16 protein-coding genes and 1 pseudogene are annotated in these 14290 nt (G+C 26.3%); 12 read left to right on the top strand and 5 right to left on the bottom strand.

Features of this window, described 5'->3' with window-relative positions:
- The 3 genes from KJQ97_RS07110 to KJQ97_RS07100 all read right to left on the bottom strand — a co-directional run.
- The coding region (locus KJQ97_RS07110; RefSeq protein WP_214120389.1) for a cache domain-containing protein at nt 1–838 on the bottom strand (838 nt) is incomplete at its 3' end.
- A gap of 66 nt (nt 839–904) precedes the next feature.
- Nucleotides 905–2257, bottom strand: a complete 1353-nt coding sequence (locus KJQ97_RS07105; protein ID WP_214120388.1) for a magnesium transporter — start codon at nt 2255–2257, stop codon at nt 905–907.
- A 3-nt stretch (nt 2258–2260) separates the two neighbouring features.
- Nucleotides 2261–3433, bottom strand: a complete 1173-nt coding sequence (locus KJQ97_RS07100; protein WP_214120387.1) for a peptidoglycan DD-metalloendopeptidase family protein — start codon at nt 3431–3433, stop codon at nt 2261–2263.
- A gap of 95 nt (nt 3434–3528) precedes the next feature.
- On the opposite strand from KJQ97_RS07100, the gene KJQ97_RS07095 reads away from it, so the two are divergent.
- From KJQ97_RS07095 to KJQ97_RS07075, 5 genes and pseudogenes are all read left to right on the top strand, one after another.
- Nucleotides 3529–4230 carry a plasminogen-binding N-terminal domain-containing protein gene (locus KJQ97_RS07095; protein WP_214116480.1) on the top strand — a complete coding sequence of 234 codons (702 nt, stop codon included), beginning with the start codon at nt 3529–3531 and terminating at the stop codon, nt 4228–4230.
- Between the two features lie 214 nt (nt 4231–4444).
- Nucleotides 4445–4753, top strand: a pseudogene (locus tag KJQ97_RS10055) (lipoprotein required for motility); the annotation flags it as partial.
- Nucleotides 4729–5115: a hypothetical protein gene (locus KJQ97_RS07085; RefSeq protein WP_214120386.1), complete on the top strand. Its 387-nt coding sequence runs from the start codon at nt 4729–4731 to the stop codon at nt 5113–5115. The pseudogene KJQ97_RS10055 and the gene KJQ97_RS07085, both read left to right, overlap by 25 nt.
- Nucleotides 5112–6407: a sigma-54-dependent transcriptional regulator gene (locus KJQ97_RS07080; protein ID WP_214120385.1), complete on the top strand. Its 1296-nt coding sequence runs from the start codon at nt 5112–5114 to the stop codon at nt 6405–6407. Before KJQ97_RS07085 ends, KJQ97_RS07080 begins: the two co-directional genes overlap by 4 nt.
- Before the next feature lies 1 nt (nt 6408).
- The gene (locus KJQ97_RS07075) at nt 6409–7437 is read left to right on the top strand and encodes an aspartate-semialdehyde dehydrogenase (RefSeq protein WP_214116494.1); all 1029 of its coding nucleotides are present in this window, start codon (nt 6409–6411) and stop codon (nt 7435–7437) included.
- A gap of 34 nt (nt 7438–7471) precedes the next feature.
- Here the strand turns inward: KJQ97_RS07075 and KJQ97_RS07070 are convergent, their stop codons facing one another.
- Nucleotides 7472–8653, bottom strand: a complete 1182-nt coding sequence (locus KJQ97_RS07070; RefSeq protein WP_214120384.1) for a hypothetical protein — start codon at nt 8651–8653, stop codon at nt 7472–7474.
- Between the two features lie 2 nt (nt 8654–8655).
- A complete protein-coding gene (locus KJQ97_RS07065; RefSeq protein ID WP_214120383.1) occupies nt 8656–9216 on the bottom strand; it encodes a uracil-DNA glycosylase family protein in 561 nt (186 codons plus the stop codon).
- Between the two features lie 88 nt (nt 9217–9304).
- On the opposite strand from KJQ97_RS07065, the gene rpmH reads away from it, so the two are divergent.
- The 7 genes from rpmH to KJQ97_RS07030 all read left to right on the top strand — a co-directional run.
- On the top strand, nt 9305–9442 hold the full coding sequence (gene rpmH / locus KJQ97_RS07060; RefSeq protein ID WP_214116499.1) for a 50S ribosomal protein L34: 138 nt from the start codon (nt 9305–9307) through the stop codon (nt 9440–9442).
- On the top strand, nt 9430–9768 hold the full coding sequence (rnpA, locus tag KJQ97_RS07055) for a ribonuclease P protein component (RefSeq protein ID WP_350028220.1): 339 nt from the start codon (nt 9430–9432) through the stop codon (nt 9766–9768). Before rpmH ends, rnpA begins: the two co-directional genes overlap by 13 nt.
- Before the next feature lies 1 nt (nt 9769).
- Entirely contained in the window at nt 9770–10102 is a 333-nt protein-coding gene (gene yidD / locus KJQ97_RS07050) for a membrane protein insertion efficiency factor YidD (RefSeq protein ID WP_214116501.1), read from the top strand.
- Nucleotides 10103–10111: 9 nt separating this feature from the next.
- On the top strand, nt 10112–11659 hold the full coding sequence (gene yidC / locus KJQ97_RS07045; RefSeq protein ID WP_214120382.1) for a membrane protein insertase YidC: 1548 nt from the start codon (nt 10112–10114) through the stop codon (nt 11657–11659).
- The gene (locus KJQ97_RS07040) at nt 11646–12275 is read left to right on the top strand and encodes a Jag N-terminal domain-containing protein (protein WP_214116505.1); all 630 of its coding nucleotides are present in this window, start codon (nt 11646–11648) and stop codon (nt 12273–12275) included. Before yidC ends, KJQ97_RS07040 begins: the two co-directional genes overlap by 14 nt.
- Nucleotides 12272–13597 (top strand): tRNA uridine-5-carboxymethylaminomethyl(34) synthesis GTPase MnmE, encoded by a 1326-nt coding sequence (gene mnmE, locus KJQ97_RS07035; protein ID WP_214120381.1) that lies wholly within the window; start codon nt 12272–12274, stop codon nt 13595–13597. Before KJQ97_RS07040 ends, mnmE begins: the two co-directional genes overlap by 4 nt.
- A gap of 221 nt (nt 13598–13818) precedes the next feature.
- Nucleotides 13819–14290 (top strand): RDD family protein (locus tag KJQ97_RS07030; protein WP_214120380.1); only part of this gene is annotated, 472 nt, incomplete at its 3' end.

Here is a 14290-nt window from a genome sequence, read left to right as displayed (position 1 = left end):
TTACTTTTTCTAAGAATATATTAATAGCTTTACAAGCTTGAGCTATTTCATCATTACCTTTATCATCTAGCTTTTTAGTTAAATCTCCATCTCCACTGCTAAGTTCGTTTGATTTAGCTGTTAGATTATTTAGTGGGCGAGTGATTTGGAATTTTACGAAGATAATCATTAATATTAAAATTATAGCCGCTATAACAACTGCTGCTAATGTAAATTTGTAATTTGAGCTACTAATAACTTCGTCAATTATTTTACCTACTTCATCGATTTCTTGATTTGTTACATCCATATCTATTGTGCAACCATAGATAATATCCATATTTTTATCTTTTTTAGTATAGGTAATGATATTTCTATCTTTGTTAGTTACCTTATCAAAGAATGTAACTTCTGTAAAACCACCACCTGCTAAGCCATTCTTAACAAATTTTTCTACATAGCTTTCGCCTTTAACATCTAAATCTGCTTTTAAATTCTTCCCTACTTTTTCTGGTTGATAATGAACTAAATAAGTTCCATCTGAATTAACGGCAAAAAATCTAATATTTGTGCTATCTAAATTCATACCTTGAAGATATTCAATTGTGCTTTCAAGTGCATCTTCAGGTCCATCTCCAGCTTTTACGAAGTCTTTATATAATTTTTCAGAAAAATTATAAAAGCCAAATACAATGCTTTTTGCAGCACTTCTAGCATCTTTTACTGCTAGTTCTTCTACTGTTTTAGTTGTTACGTTATCAATTTCTTGCATTCCTTTGTTAGAAATAAATATTAGGCTAATACCTAAGATACATAAACTAATCAGTATACATAACGAAAGTTTTGTTGAAATTTTCATTTTATCTCCTTTTTATTGAAAATTAAATCTTAAATTTAAACATATTTTTGTTAAAAGAAAATTAAATCATAGCAATATTATTTTAGCAAGCAATAAAAAGCTAAAAAATCCTAAAGCATCGGTGGTTGCTGTTAGCAAAACTGCACTACCTAGTGCAGGGTCAAATCCACATTTTTTTAATACCAAAGGTATTAATGAGCCAATTAAACCTGCAAAACCTAAATTTAAAATCATTGATATAAATATCACAAGGCTTAGCATTGGGATTGAAAACCAAAAATACGCAACAGCTCCTAACACAATGGCAAAAATCGTTGCGTTTGAAAACGAAATAGCAATTTCTCTTAATAATATATGTTTTGAATTCTCATAACTTAATTCACCTAAAGCAAGTTTTCTAATAGTTACGGCAAGTGCTTGTGAGCCAGTATTTCCACCCATTGATGCAACTATTGGCATTAAAGCTGCAAGTGCTACTAACTTTTCTATTGCATCAGAAAACATTGCGATAACATGGGCTGAAATTAACGAAGTAATTAGATTTACAATAAGCCATTTAGCTCTACTTTTAGCTGCTTTTATAGTATTTTCATCTTCACTATCAATATCTCCAACCCCTGCAAAGTTATACATTTGCTCTGTTGCATAGTCTTGGATTAAGTCGTGTATATCATCATAAGTTATTCTTCCTAATAATTTATTATTATTATCAACTACAGCAATTACACTTAAATCATAGTCTTGAACCATAGAGATAGCATCATTTATAGTGTCGTAATCTCTAATACAATGTAAATCTTTTGCTAAATCTTCATTTTTATCTAGAATTTGCTGAAAAGTATCTTTAAATTCATATAAAATTAAATCTCCTACATGCAAACTATAAATTAATTTTTCATTCTCATCGGTTATAAAAAGTTGGATTATATGTTCTATTTCTTCGCTTTTTTTAAGCTCTTTATATTTGCTAATAGCACTTTCTAGAGTATCACTAAGCTTTGCGGTAAAAATCTCTGTTTGCATATAAGCACCAGCTTTTTCATCATCGTAGCGTTTTAAGAATAAAATATCATCTTGTTCGTCTTTACTAAGATTTGAAAAAATTCTATTTGCTTTTTCATCATCAATTTCTTCAATGCTTTGCATTAAATCAGTTGCATCATCGCTTTCTAATTCGCCTAATGCTAAAGCTAATTTTTTGCTTGAAGATAATTTCAAAACATCGCTTAACATATGTTCAGGCATTAGCGTTGCGATATTTCCTAAGTCTTCATCATCAAGACTTTTTATTATGTTTTCATAAGCTTCATAATCATCATTTTTTATTATTTTTAGGGCTTCTAATAATTCAGCGTAGCTAACATCTTTTTCATCTAAAAAATCTTGTATTATTTCAAAAGCTACTGCTGTATTTTTCATATTTTAATTAAGCTCCACAATATTTTCAAAATTCTCTTCTTTTATAGGAGTTATTTTACTTTCTAATATATGCTTAATTTCACTTATATATTCTTTAGTTATTAAATCAAATTTTTGCTTTTCTTTGCCTACTAGACCATCTTTTGCAACTCTAACAACTGTTGCTGGGTTAATTGCTGCATTGTTTTTATACATACCAAAATGTAAGTGCGGCCCTGTGCTAAGACCTGTAGTTCCTACATAGCCAATTACTTGACCTTGTTTTACACTATCTCCTATTTTGTATTTACCAAATTTGCTTAAATGTGCGTATAAAGTCATATAGCCACTTGAGTGATTTACTTGAACTACATTTCCATATCCGCCTTTTACTCCTCTAAACATTATTTTTCCAGCACCTGCTACTTTTACTGGTGTTCCTGTTGGTGCTGCATAATCTATTCCTAGATGGGCTCTATATTTTTTTAAAATAGGATGAAATCTACCTGGGTTAAATGGAGAACTAATTCTAACATTTCCAACAGGCAATATAAAAGTATATGTTTCTAATTGTTTTCCGTTTTCATCGTAAAAATCATTATCTCCATATTTAAATATATAATAAGGCTTTTTATTAACTTCAATCATAGCTGATTTTATATTTGCATCTCCATAAATTCTACCTAATCTTCTTTTTTGAGAATAAACGATTACCACTCTATCATCTTTTTTCATTCCTGTATAATTAATCGTTCCTGCATATGCTCTAAGTAGAGCGCTTGCTAATCTAGAATTTTGAGTGTTATCTATAATATCTTGATATACTGATTTATTTATTTTAAATGTTAAACTTGTTTCTTCAACTTTATAAGTAATTGGAGTAAATGTTATAGCATATTTATCTTCTAAATCCTTATATATTTGTATTTGTAAAGTTTCGCTTATTGGTATTAAAATTTGCTCTATATTATCATTTTCATCTCTTAATATTTGATATTTAACCCCAGCTATGATTTCTGCTGTTAGTTCTTTATCTTCTTTAACCAGATTATGATATTTGCTTAATGGAATTTGATTTTTTTGTAAGCAAAATAAATAACTCTCGCCTATTTCCTCTATTAATTCTTCCATTTTTAATTCTTTTGAGAATAAATTTAAACTTAAAAAAATAGATAAAACTAATATGATTTTTCGCATTATTTTCCTTTAAAATATGATAAAATTTCCAAAATAAGGCAGACATTTTACTTTTTTTTGCTTATAATTTAGTAATTTAATTTTAAAGGGATAATATGTTTAAGAAAACTTTTATTTTAATATGCTTTTCGGTTTTTGCATTTGCTAATCAATTTATAAATGCTGTTATTGACAAGATTGATAATGGCTATGCTTATGCTCATATAGTTGATGCAAAATATGATGAAAATAATTTAAAAAATGGCGCTATTGTTATTAAAGATATCGGAGAATATTCTATAATTGTTGCTAGAGCTAGTTTTGTAAATAATGAGAACAATAATATTAAATTAGAGCTATATACATTTTCTGATTTAAAACAAGATGCTTTACCATTACCTATATTAACTCCACAAATAGGCGATAGAGTAATTTTTAATAATTATATTGAACATACATTATTAATAGCTCCTAGTCAAAAAATATATGATAGTATTAAAAATAAATATAACAATTTTATATATTTTGATACTAATGTTTTAGCAGCGAATTTATACGCTAAAAAACAACTAACTCCAAATAGAAATGATTTAAGAGAATTTTGTAGAACTTGGGCTATTGGTAGTGTGATGGTTGCATTAAAAAATAACTTATATTTATATGAATGTTCTTCTTTAAAGAAAATAGCTGAATTGGATAATAATTTAGAATATAATCAAATTGATGAAATAAATTTTTATTCAAATATTTCTAAGCAATTAAGCAAAACAACAGATTATTTTTCATATTATAACAAGCTATTTAAAGAAAAGGAATAATAATTGCTTTGAAGCAATTAAATAATTATTTAAAGGAAAAATCGTGAAAAGATTAGGCACCATCGCTTTAGCTATATTTATTTGTGCTTGTGTTCCACAAAAAAAAGAAACAACAGTTCAAGTAGAAAATAACACTCAAAAAACAGCTTATAAAAAAGCAAGTTATCAAGAGCCTGTTTTAAGTCCTGAAGAAGAAGCAGTAAGACTTATGATTTTTAGTTCGGTAGGAGAGGGAATTCCACCTCAAAACACAGTTTCGCAAGCTCAAGCATTAGCACTTGCAAAAAGAGCAGCATTAGCTGATGCTTATCGTCAATTAGCTGGCAAACTTTATGGGGTTAGAGTAAATTCTAGAGAAAATGTAAAAGATGCAATGCTTAGAAGCTCGTTAATTACAACATATGTTAATGGACTTATTAAAAATGCAAACATTACCGGAGAAGGATTTAAAGATGGTCTTTATACGGTTGAATTAGAACTAAAAATTGATAAATATAAATGGAACGAATTGTTCTCATATTAATTAGCTTTTTAGGATTATTAAACGCTACAAATCCTGATTATATATTTTGGGCTAGATTAAGTACTACTAATCTAGTCCTAACTAACGAAGAATTTCACTTAAGTAGAGCAATGAGTATTGATAAAAAAGCAAGATATACTTATGTTTGTGAGATTAATGCTACAAAGTCTAATATTTATGATAGTTTAAAAGACCAACAAACAAATTTAATAGATTGTGTTAATAAAGCGATAGTGAGTGAATATGTTGATGTCAATAATTTTAAAGCAAGTATAAAAACTCATTTAAGATTATTGCCAATTTATTTTAAAGCAGAACTTGCTCAAGGTAAAATATTGATTTACACAAAGGATAAGGTATGAAAATAGCCATAGTTGAAGATGATATTAATATGAGAAAATCCTTAGAATTATCATTAAGTGATGATTATGAATTAAAAACTTATAAAAATCCAATTGATGCTTTAAAAGAATTAGATGATAGTTTTGACTTAATAATAAGTGATATTAATATGCCTAAAATGGACGGATTTGAGTTTGTAAAAACAGCTTTAGAACAAAAAATTAGTGCTGAGTTTATAATTATTACAGGAAATGCAACTTTAAATAAAGCAATTGAAGCACTAAGACTTGGAGTAAAAGATTTTTTAACAAAGCCATTTGATTTGGATAAATTATATGAAGCAATAAATAGAGCAAAAATTATTAGAGAAAAAAAAGCTAATAAAATTAAAAAAGAAATTCCAGTAAAACAAAATGGATTTTTAGGTTCATCAAAAGAACTTGAGAATTTAAAAACAATAGCTTTAAAAGCAGCTAAAACAAATGTAAGTGTATTTTTAAGCGGTGAAAGTGGAGTTGGTAAAGAAGTATTTGCAAAATTTATTCACGAAAATAGTAAAAGAGCAAATAAGCCTTTTATAGCTATTAATATGGCTGCTATCCCTGAAAATTTAATAGAGAGTGAATTGTTTGGATATGAAAAAGGAGCTTTTACAGACGCTAATTCTAATAAATTAGGCTTATTTGAGTTAGCTAATGAAGGCACTTTATTTCTTGATGAAATAGGCGAAATGAGTGCTAGTATTCAAGCTAAGTTATTAAGAGTTTTACAAGAAAAAACTATACAAAGATTAGGTGGCACAAAATTAATTAATATAGATGTAAGAATTATAAGTGCTAGTAATATAAACATACAAGATAATATTAAAAATAATAAATTTAGAGCAGATTTATTTTATAGATTAAATACAATTATGCTAGATATTTTGCCTTTAAGACAAAGAAAAGATGAAATAATAGAAATTGCTAATGCTACTTTAAATAGAATTTGTAATGAGTATGATTTAGGGGAAAAAACTTTTAGCAAAGAAGCTATAAAAGTATTAAATGATTATAATTATCCTGGAAATATAAGAGAATTGATTTCTATTGTTGAAAGTGCTGCAATTTTAAGCGATGAAAATATAGTAAAAGATAGTGATTTAAGACTTAATTTTACTAATAATAATAAAAATAATATAAATGACTTAGAATTTGAATTAATTAAAGAAGCTTTAAAGCAAGAAAAGGATATAAAAGCAGCTTCTAAATTAATTTCAATGAGCGAAAAAGTTTTTAGAGAAAAAATGCAAAAATACAATTTAGGAGAGTGAAATGAAAAATATTGCAATCATTGGTGCAACAGGTGCTGTAGGCGAAGAAATATTAAATGTATTAAATGAATACAATTTTCCAGTAAAAGAACTAAGATTATTAGCTAGTAAAAATAGTGCTGGTAAAGAGATTGTATGGCGTGATGAAACTTATGTTATAGAAGAATTAGATGAGCATAGTTTTGATGAAGAAGATGTTGATATAGCATTCTTTTGTGCGGGTGGAAGTATAAGTGAAAAATATGCAAAAATTGCAGCAAATAAAGGTGCTTTGGTTATTGATAATACAAGTTATTTTAGAATGATGAATGATGTGCCTTTAATAGTGCCTGAATGTAATCCTGGTGATTTTGAAAAACATAAAGGAATAATTGCAAATCCAAATTGCTCAACCATTCAAATGGTGCAAGTATTAAAACCACTTGATGATGTATTTGATATAGAAAGAGTTGATGTTAGCACTTATCAAGCGGCAAGTGGAGCAGGGAATTTAGGTATGAGTGAGCTTATGGAAGGTCTTCAAAAAGTATTTGCTTTTGAAGAAATTAAACCATCAAAATTTACTTATCAACTAGCATTAAATCTAATTCCTCAAATTGATGTATTTACTGATAGTGGCTATACAAAAGAAGAGCTAAAAATGGTAAATGAAACTCAAAAAATTATGAATAAAAAAATGCAAATTAGTGCTACTTGCGTTAGAGTGCCAGTACTTAGAAGTCATAGCGAAAGTATTACAATTACTTTTAAAAATAATGTAGATTTAACAAAAGTAAGAGAGATTTTAAGTAAAGCTCCAAGCGTTGTATTGATGGATAATCCAAATACAAAAGCACATAATGAAGATAGTGAAAATGAAGAGTTACGCTATCCAATGCCTTTATTTACAAGCAATACAAATGAAACTTATGTTGGTAGAATTAGAGTTGATTTAAATAACCCTAAGATTTTACATTTATGGTGTGTAGCTGATCAAATTCGTGTTGGAGCAGCAACTAACGCAGTAAGAATTGCTTTATTATCTTTATAAAATTACTTAAAACTAAGAATTTAAATTCTTAGTTTTATTTTTGTTCGCTAAATTTTGATTGTTTAGCATTCATAATTCTTACATTAAAATGTATTGAATTACCTATAAAATTATCTTTAAATAATCTATCTTTTTTATTTGAATATAGCTCGTGATAGTAGTAATCTAATCCAACGCTAGTTGAATAAGCTATCCAGTTATAAGCTATTTTTTGCCCTAATAAATCATTTATATACTCTATTTCTTCATCAATTTCGCCTATTGAATTAGCAAAATAAAACATAGACCTTTCGTTTTCTTGGCTTAGGTTTAAAAACATTGGATGATAATTAATTTGAGTGCTTAAATATTTATTCGGTCTAATACTTAAAGCTCTTATTTGTGTTGCCAAAAGAGTTGTTTTTACTAATGGTATATTAAAAAATACGCTAGAATTATTTAATTTCCAAGCATCACTTAAAGCCGAATTTACATTTAGATTTTTCTTTTCAATAGTTTTAAGAGAAATTATATTGCTTTGTTCTCTTATATTATCAGTTATTTTACTTGCTAGTAAGCTATCATCTTTAAATACAGCTATTTTGTTATTTGAAATATTTATTAGTTTTGCAACTTGTTCTTGATAATCTATGCTACCAAATGTAAAATTAGAATTTACATTATCAAAATCACTAGATTTTGCTAATGGATTAAATACTGCAATATTTGTAATACTTTTGTTTAATACATTAATGCCGTTTTTTTGAAATCCTGTAATAATTAGTGAATAATCGTGTAATTGGCTTATGATAGGAGCTATATTAGTTTCACTTTCATCTCCTGTAAAATATACTTTCATATATACATTATCATTTTGTTTCATAAGATATGCAAGTGCAGGAGAAATTATATTACTAGAATAAGATTTTACAACTTTTTCTGGTATAACTAAAGCTATTTTAATTGTGTTTAATTGTTGTTTTTTAGGTAAATCAATATATTCAATTCCATTAAGAAGTTTTACATAAATGTTATTTAGTTTTTCATCATTAGAATTAAATCTTGTTATATAGCTTATATAAAGACCTTTGTATAATAAGTCTTTTAGACATTCATCAGAGCATTTTTCTTTTTCGTAATTAACATAAAAAACCTTTGCTGGCTCAATTTTGACTAATTCTTGTTTGGCAGCAATAAGATTTGAGCATATTAACATTGTTGTTAATAATTTTTTCATAATTATTCCTTTATTTTTTTTAAGTTATTTATAAAATCATTTTCATAACTTGGATTTTTTTTAATAAAGCTAAAGCTGTAATTTAGCAAAACTTTTCTTTTTTTACCATAAAAGTCATAAAAAATAATATCTCCAATATTAAAATTTGATAATTGTAATATATTTATTAAATTTTCTCCTAATAAAATTATAATATTTGCTTCACTTTCTAAAAGTTCATTTAAAAAATACTGATAGCACTTTAAAATATTTTCTTGTTTATATTGATTTGAGCATTTTACTATATTTGTAATATATACATTATTTAAATTAAGATTTAAATTATTGCTTAAAATACTATTAAAATATTCAGCATCATTGTCATTAAAACCAATATCGCTTAGTATGAAAATATTTGATTTAATTACTTTATTTGTATAAAAATTATTTTTACTTTCGTATAAATTGCATAATTTGCAATTTTTTATATCTTTTATATTGTAGTTTTTATTAACGCTTAACTTATCGTTGTAAAAGGAAAATCCGAATAATTTTAAGTAATGTAAATATGTATTTTTATCCATAAAATTTATTTTATATCAAAAATACTTAAAAATAATTAAGTTATTTGTGATAGAATATGCGTTTAATTTTTTTATTTAAGGAAGAAAAATGCCAAAAAGAACTTATCAACCACACAATACACCTCGCAAGAGAACTCACGGATTTCGTGTAAGAATGAAGACTAAAAATGGTCGTAAAGTAATCAATGCAAGACGCGCAAAAGGTAGAAGAAGATTAGCAATCTAAAGGAATTTTCTAGCATAAATGATTCTAAAGATTTTGCTAGACTTTATAAAATTGGTTCAAAATGGTTTGCTAAAAACTGCGTTATTTATCACGAACCAAGCGAAGTTAAAAAAATTGCAGTAATCGCAAGTAAAAAAGTAGGATGTGCTGTTGTAAGAAATAGAACTAAAAGATTAATAAAAGCTATTTTTTTACAGCTTTATCCAAATATAAGTAGCGGTTATTACATATTTGTAGCAAAAAAAGGTTTTAGTGATTTAGGTTATTTTGAATTAGAAAAGAATATTAAGTGGAGTCTTAAAAGGTTGGGGTGTTTAAAGGAATAAAATGTTTAGGTATTTAGCTGTTAAATTAGTTGAATTTTATAGATATTTTTTAAGTCCTTTAAAGCCTAAATCTTGTAGATATTATCCAACTTGCTCTCAATATGCGATTATTCAACTTCAATATAATAATTTTTTTAAAGCACTTTTTTTAACAGCTTTAAGAATTTTAAAATGTAATCAATTATTTGTAGGTGGTTTTGATTATCCTATAATTAAAATTAAACATAAACCTATTATGCTTTTTACACATCAAAATAAGATAAAAAAACTTAAAATGATTTTTGTTCCAAAAGATAAACAATTTTATTATATAGTAAAAGTAATATTCAAATAAAGGAAAAATATGTTTGATAATATGTCTCAACAAAAAAGGATTATAATTGCTGTAGTTTTATCTATGGTTTTTTTTATAGGTTATGATTTTTTAATCCCTAAACCAGTTGTTACTAATACTCAACAAATTCAAAAGCAAGAAGTTAGTAATATACAAACAAAAACTCAAAATATCGGAGATATTAAAGCAATAAAAACAAATAATATTATTGCTAGTGTTAATAATGAGCATTTTGATGTTCAAATCAATGAAAATGGAGAAATTAGTAGTTTTATTTTAAAAGATGAAAGATTTTTAAATGAAACAAATGAAGCTATTAATTTAGTTGATAAAAATACTACTTTATATCCTTTATCTATGGTTTTTTATGATAGTGAATTTAATAAAGAATTTAACAATACAACTTTTAAAGCAAATAAAAGTAGTGTAAATATTGGTGAAGAGCTAGTTTTAAGTAAAGATGTAAATGGTGTAATTGTTAATAAAATTATAACATTCAAAGAAAATGGTTTTTATCAAGTAAAAATTACTTTTAGCGATAATAAATTAAGAGATTATGTTATTACTCCAGGTGAGCGTCCGAATGTTTTAGCAGATACTTTAACAGTTCATGGTGCTATGATTTACAAAAATGATGATACTAAAGTAGATTATGAAGATGGAGATATAAAATCAAATGATGAAAGAGTTGAAACTGATTCTATAATAGCTGCATTTTCTGATAGATACTACACAAGCACATTTTACAATTTTGAAAAGCCATTTAAGGTAGTTGTTAAAAATCACAAAGATTTATCAGTTGGTTATGTTGTAGCTAGCGGAAATGATACATTTAATGCTTATATTGGTCCAAAAGAGCATAAAATTTTAGAAGCTGTTAATGAAAAACTTACAAATGTGGTTGAATATGGTTGGTTTACTTTTATTGCTAAACCAATGTTTGCATTTTTAAGTTTTATATATTCACATGTAGGCAATTGGGGTTGGTCTATTGTTATTCTTACGATAGTTGTTAGAATTTGTCTTACATATCCAACTTATAAAAGTATGGTTTCTATGCAAAAATTAAAAGTTTTAGCTCCAAAAATTAAAGAAATTCAAGAAAAATATAAAGGTAATCCACAAAAAATGCAAATGCATATGATGGAGCTTTATAAAAAACATAAGGCAAATCCATTAGGCGGATGTTTACCAATATTAATTCAAATTCCAATATTTTTTGCAATTTATAGGGTATTATTAAATGCTATTGAACTTAAGGCTGCTCCTTGGGCTTTATGGATTAATGACTTAGCAATACATGATCCTTATTATATTTTACCAATTTATATGGGTGCTACTATGTTTTTACAACAAGTTATAACTCCTATGACTATACAAGACCCTACACAAGCTAAGATTATGAAATTCTTACCTTTAGTATTTGTGATATTTTTTATAAATTTCCCAGCAGGTCTTACATTGTATTGGTGTGTAAATAATACATTTTCACTAGCTCAACAATGGTTTGTAAATAAAATTTTTGCTAATAAAGAAGGAAAAAATGCAAATAGTTGATAAAACACTAGAAGGTGCTATTGATAGAGCAATTAAGGAAACTAATTGCTCTATTAGAGAATTAGAGTATGAAATAATTCAATTGCCAAAAGCTGGTTTTTTAGGTTTTTTTAAAAAAGATGCAATAATTGAAGTAAAAGTTAAGAAAAAAATTGAAATTAATATTATTGAAGATATTGCAAAAGATTTAAAAAATTTATTTTGTAGTGAATATTTTGATGTAAGAGATGTTGTGGTAACTCCAGCTAATGAAAATAGTGTAAATGTAGAATTTATTGCAAATTCTTATGAAAGTTTAATAGGAAAAGACGCACATAAATACAAAGCACTAGATACTATTGTAAATCATCTAATAAACATTAAATACAATCTTCACGCAAGAGTTGAGATTTGTGGTGTTCTTGCTAAATTAAGAGAAAATCTTGAAAAGCATTTAAGCGAAGTAAAGACAAAAATTGATGAAGTAGGTAAGGCCCAAACAAGACCATTAGAAACAAGTTTATTAAATCTAGTATATGAAGAATTACTAAAAGAATTTTCTCATAAAAATATAGTTATAAAGGATAGTTCTTTAGGAAGATACATTGCAATTTATGGAGAATTTAAAAAACAATGAATAGCACAATAGTAGCACTTGCTAGTGCTAGTGGAAATGGTGCTATTAGTATTATTAGATTAAGTGGGGAAAAAGCTTTAGAAATAGCATCAAAATTATTAAGTCAAAAAAACGCAGAAAAATTAAAAAATAATCCCCGCTATGCTCACTTTTTTAAACTATTTTACGAAAATGAATTTGTTGATGAAGGCATTATAATTTATTTTAAAGCCCCTTTTTCTTTTACTGGTGAAGATTGCGTAGAGTTTCAAATTCACGGCGGTTTTACAAACGCACAAAATATACTTATGATTTTAAATAAATTAGGTGCTAGATTTGCAAGAGCAGGGGAATTTAGCAAAAGAGCTTGCTTAAACAATAAAATGAGTTTAGAAAAAGCACTTTTAATAAATGAATTAATTGCTGCAAAGAGTGAAAATGCAAGAAAAATAATATCTAAGAATATAGATGGAGCTTTTAAAGAATTAATCACTAACACCCAAGATGAGTTAATTAAAACTTTAGCTTATTTAGAAACCGCAATTGATTATGCTGATGATGATTTGCCTGAAGATATTTTAGAAAATGCTAAAGCAAAACTACTTAATAACGCTAAAGAATTAGAAACAATTGCAATTAGAAGTGAGAAAAAAAGAGGCTTAATAGAAGGATTTAACCTAGCAATTATTGGAAAACCAAATGTAGGTAAAAGCTCTTTATTAAATGCTTTATTATCATTTAATAGAGCAATAGTTAGTGATATTGCAGGAACTACAAGAGATAGTATTGAAGAGTATTTAAACTATCACGGACATTTAATAAAATTAGTTGATACTGCAGGAATTAGACAAAGTGATGATTTGATAGAAGAATTAGGCATTAAAAGAAGCTATGAGGCTATTAATAAAGCTGATATAGTATTGTTTTTAATTGATTCATCAAAAGAATGCTTAGAAGATGAATTAAAACTTTTAGAATACATTAAAAATAGTGGTAAAAAATATTTTATAGTTCAAAATAAAAGCGACTTAGCTCAAGTAAATACTTTAGAAGGTATTAAAATATCAGCATTAAATAATGATATAAAAGCTTTAGAATTTGAATTAAAAAATTATTTAAATTCTCAATTAGACAATGAATTGGTTTTAACAAATACTGATTTAATAAGTGCGTTTTATAGTGCTAGTGAGAATATTTATTTAGCTATAGATAATTTTAATGAGCTTGAAATTTGTGCTTATTATTTAAATGAAAGTTTAAATAAATTATCTCTTTTTGGTAAAAAAACAGGAAGCGATGAATTGTTTGATGCAATGTTTTCTGAGTTTTGCTTGGGTAAGTAAAAATTCATTAAGCTTTTTATGTAAAATTACACTACCCTAGACAACGCGGGTTTAATATATTCGGTCTAACAGATTTTTTTATGTGATTAAGTTTAAGCAACCGTGTTCTGTGATGCAAGTAATTGTGAATTGCAGCCTTTAATGCTTTTCTTCCACTATTTTTTAGGTTACAAGACCTTGAAATTTAACGCTTGTTTGGGGATTTATGTTTAGGGTTTTAAATGGATGATAAAATATTAGAAAAGCTTGAAAAAGAAGATAAACAACTAGCCGATATTGTTGCTAGGTTTATTGCTTTTGTGGCTGATTTTATAATTTGCTATATTCTTATCTTTATTTTAATGATATATTTTATAAATGATGAAGAAATAATTAAAATAAGAACCTTAATAAATAACGAAGATTATATCAATTTAAATATATTGTTATTTCGCTATGTAAAAGCATATTTTATTATTAAATTCTTTTATGTTCTTATATTTTTTTATATGTATGGTGCAACTTTTGGTAATATGATTACAAAGACAAAAATTGTAAATTGCGAACATTTTGATACTCCTAATTTTACAGAATCTTTAAATAGAGCTTTAGTGTTTGTATTTTGTGAATTTTTTATAAATGGGGTATTGTTTGTATCTATATTTTTTAATAAGACAAGAAGAAATTTTGCTGATATTGCCAGCAAATCTATGG

Origin of the sequence: Campylobacter sp. 2018MI01, from assembly GCF_018501205.1 — a bacterium.
Lineage (GTDB): Bacteria > Campylobacterota > Campylobacteria > Campylobacterales > Campylobacteraceae > Campylobacter_E.
Note: the sequence above shows the minus strand (reverse complement) of the source record. Positions and strands in the feature narration are given on the sequence as shown.

Coding starts and splice junctions, on each gene's coding strand:
- KJQ97_RS07105 (WP_214120388.1), bottom strand. CDS start 2,257: ATGAAAAATACAGCAGTAGCTTTTGAAATAATACAAGATTTTTTAGAT.
- KJQ97_RS07100 (WP_214120387.1), bottom strand. CDS start 3,433: ATGCGAAAAATCATATTAGTTTTATCTATTTTTTTAAGTTTAAATTTA.
- KJQ97_RS07095 (WP_214116480.1), top strand. CDS start 3,529: ATGTTTAAGAAAACTTTTATTTTAATATGCTTTTCGGTTTTTGCATTT.
- KJQ97_RS07085 (WP_214120386.1), top strand. CDS start 4,729: ATGGAACGAATTGTTCTCATATTAATTAGCTTTTTAGGATTATTAAAC.
- KJQ97_RS07080 (WP_214120385.1), top strand. CDS start 5,112: ATGAAAATAGCCATAGTTGAAGATGATATTAATATGAGAAAATCCTTA.
- KJQ97_RS07075 (WP_214116494.1), top strand. CDS start 6,409: ATGAAAAATATTGCAATCATTGGTGCAACAGGTGCTGTAGGCGAAGAA.
- KJQ97_RS07070 (WP_214120384.1), bottom strand. CDS start 8,653: ATGAAAAAATTATTAACAACAATGTTAATATGCTCAAATCTTATTGCT.
- KJQ97_RS07065 (WP_214120383.1), bottom strand. CDS start 9,216: ATGGATAAAAATACATATTTACATTACTTAAAATTATTCGGATTTTCC.
- rpmH (WP_214116499.1), top strand. CDS start 9,305: ATGCCAAAAAGAACTTATCAACCACACAATACACCTCGCAAGAGAACT.
- yidD (WP_214116501.1), top strand. CDS start 9,770: ATGTTTAGGTATTTAGCTGTTAAATTAGTTGAATTTTATAGATATTTT.
- yidC (WP_214120382.1), top strand. CDS start 10,112: ATGTTTGATAATATGTCTCAACAAAAAAGGATTATAATTGCTGTAGTT.
- KJQ97_RS07040 (WP_214116505.1), top strand. CDS start 11,646: ATGCAAATAGTTGATAAAACACTAGAAGGTGCTATTGATAGAGCAATT.
- mnmE (WP_214120381.1), top strand. CDS start 12,272: ATGAATAGCACAATAGTAGCACTTGCTAGTGCTAGTGGAAATGGTGCT.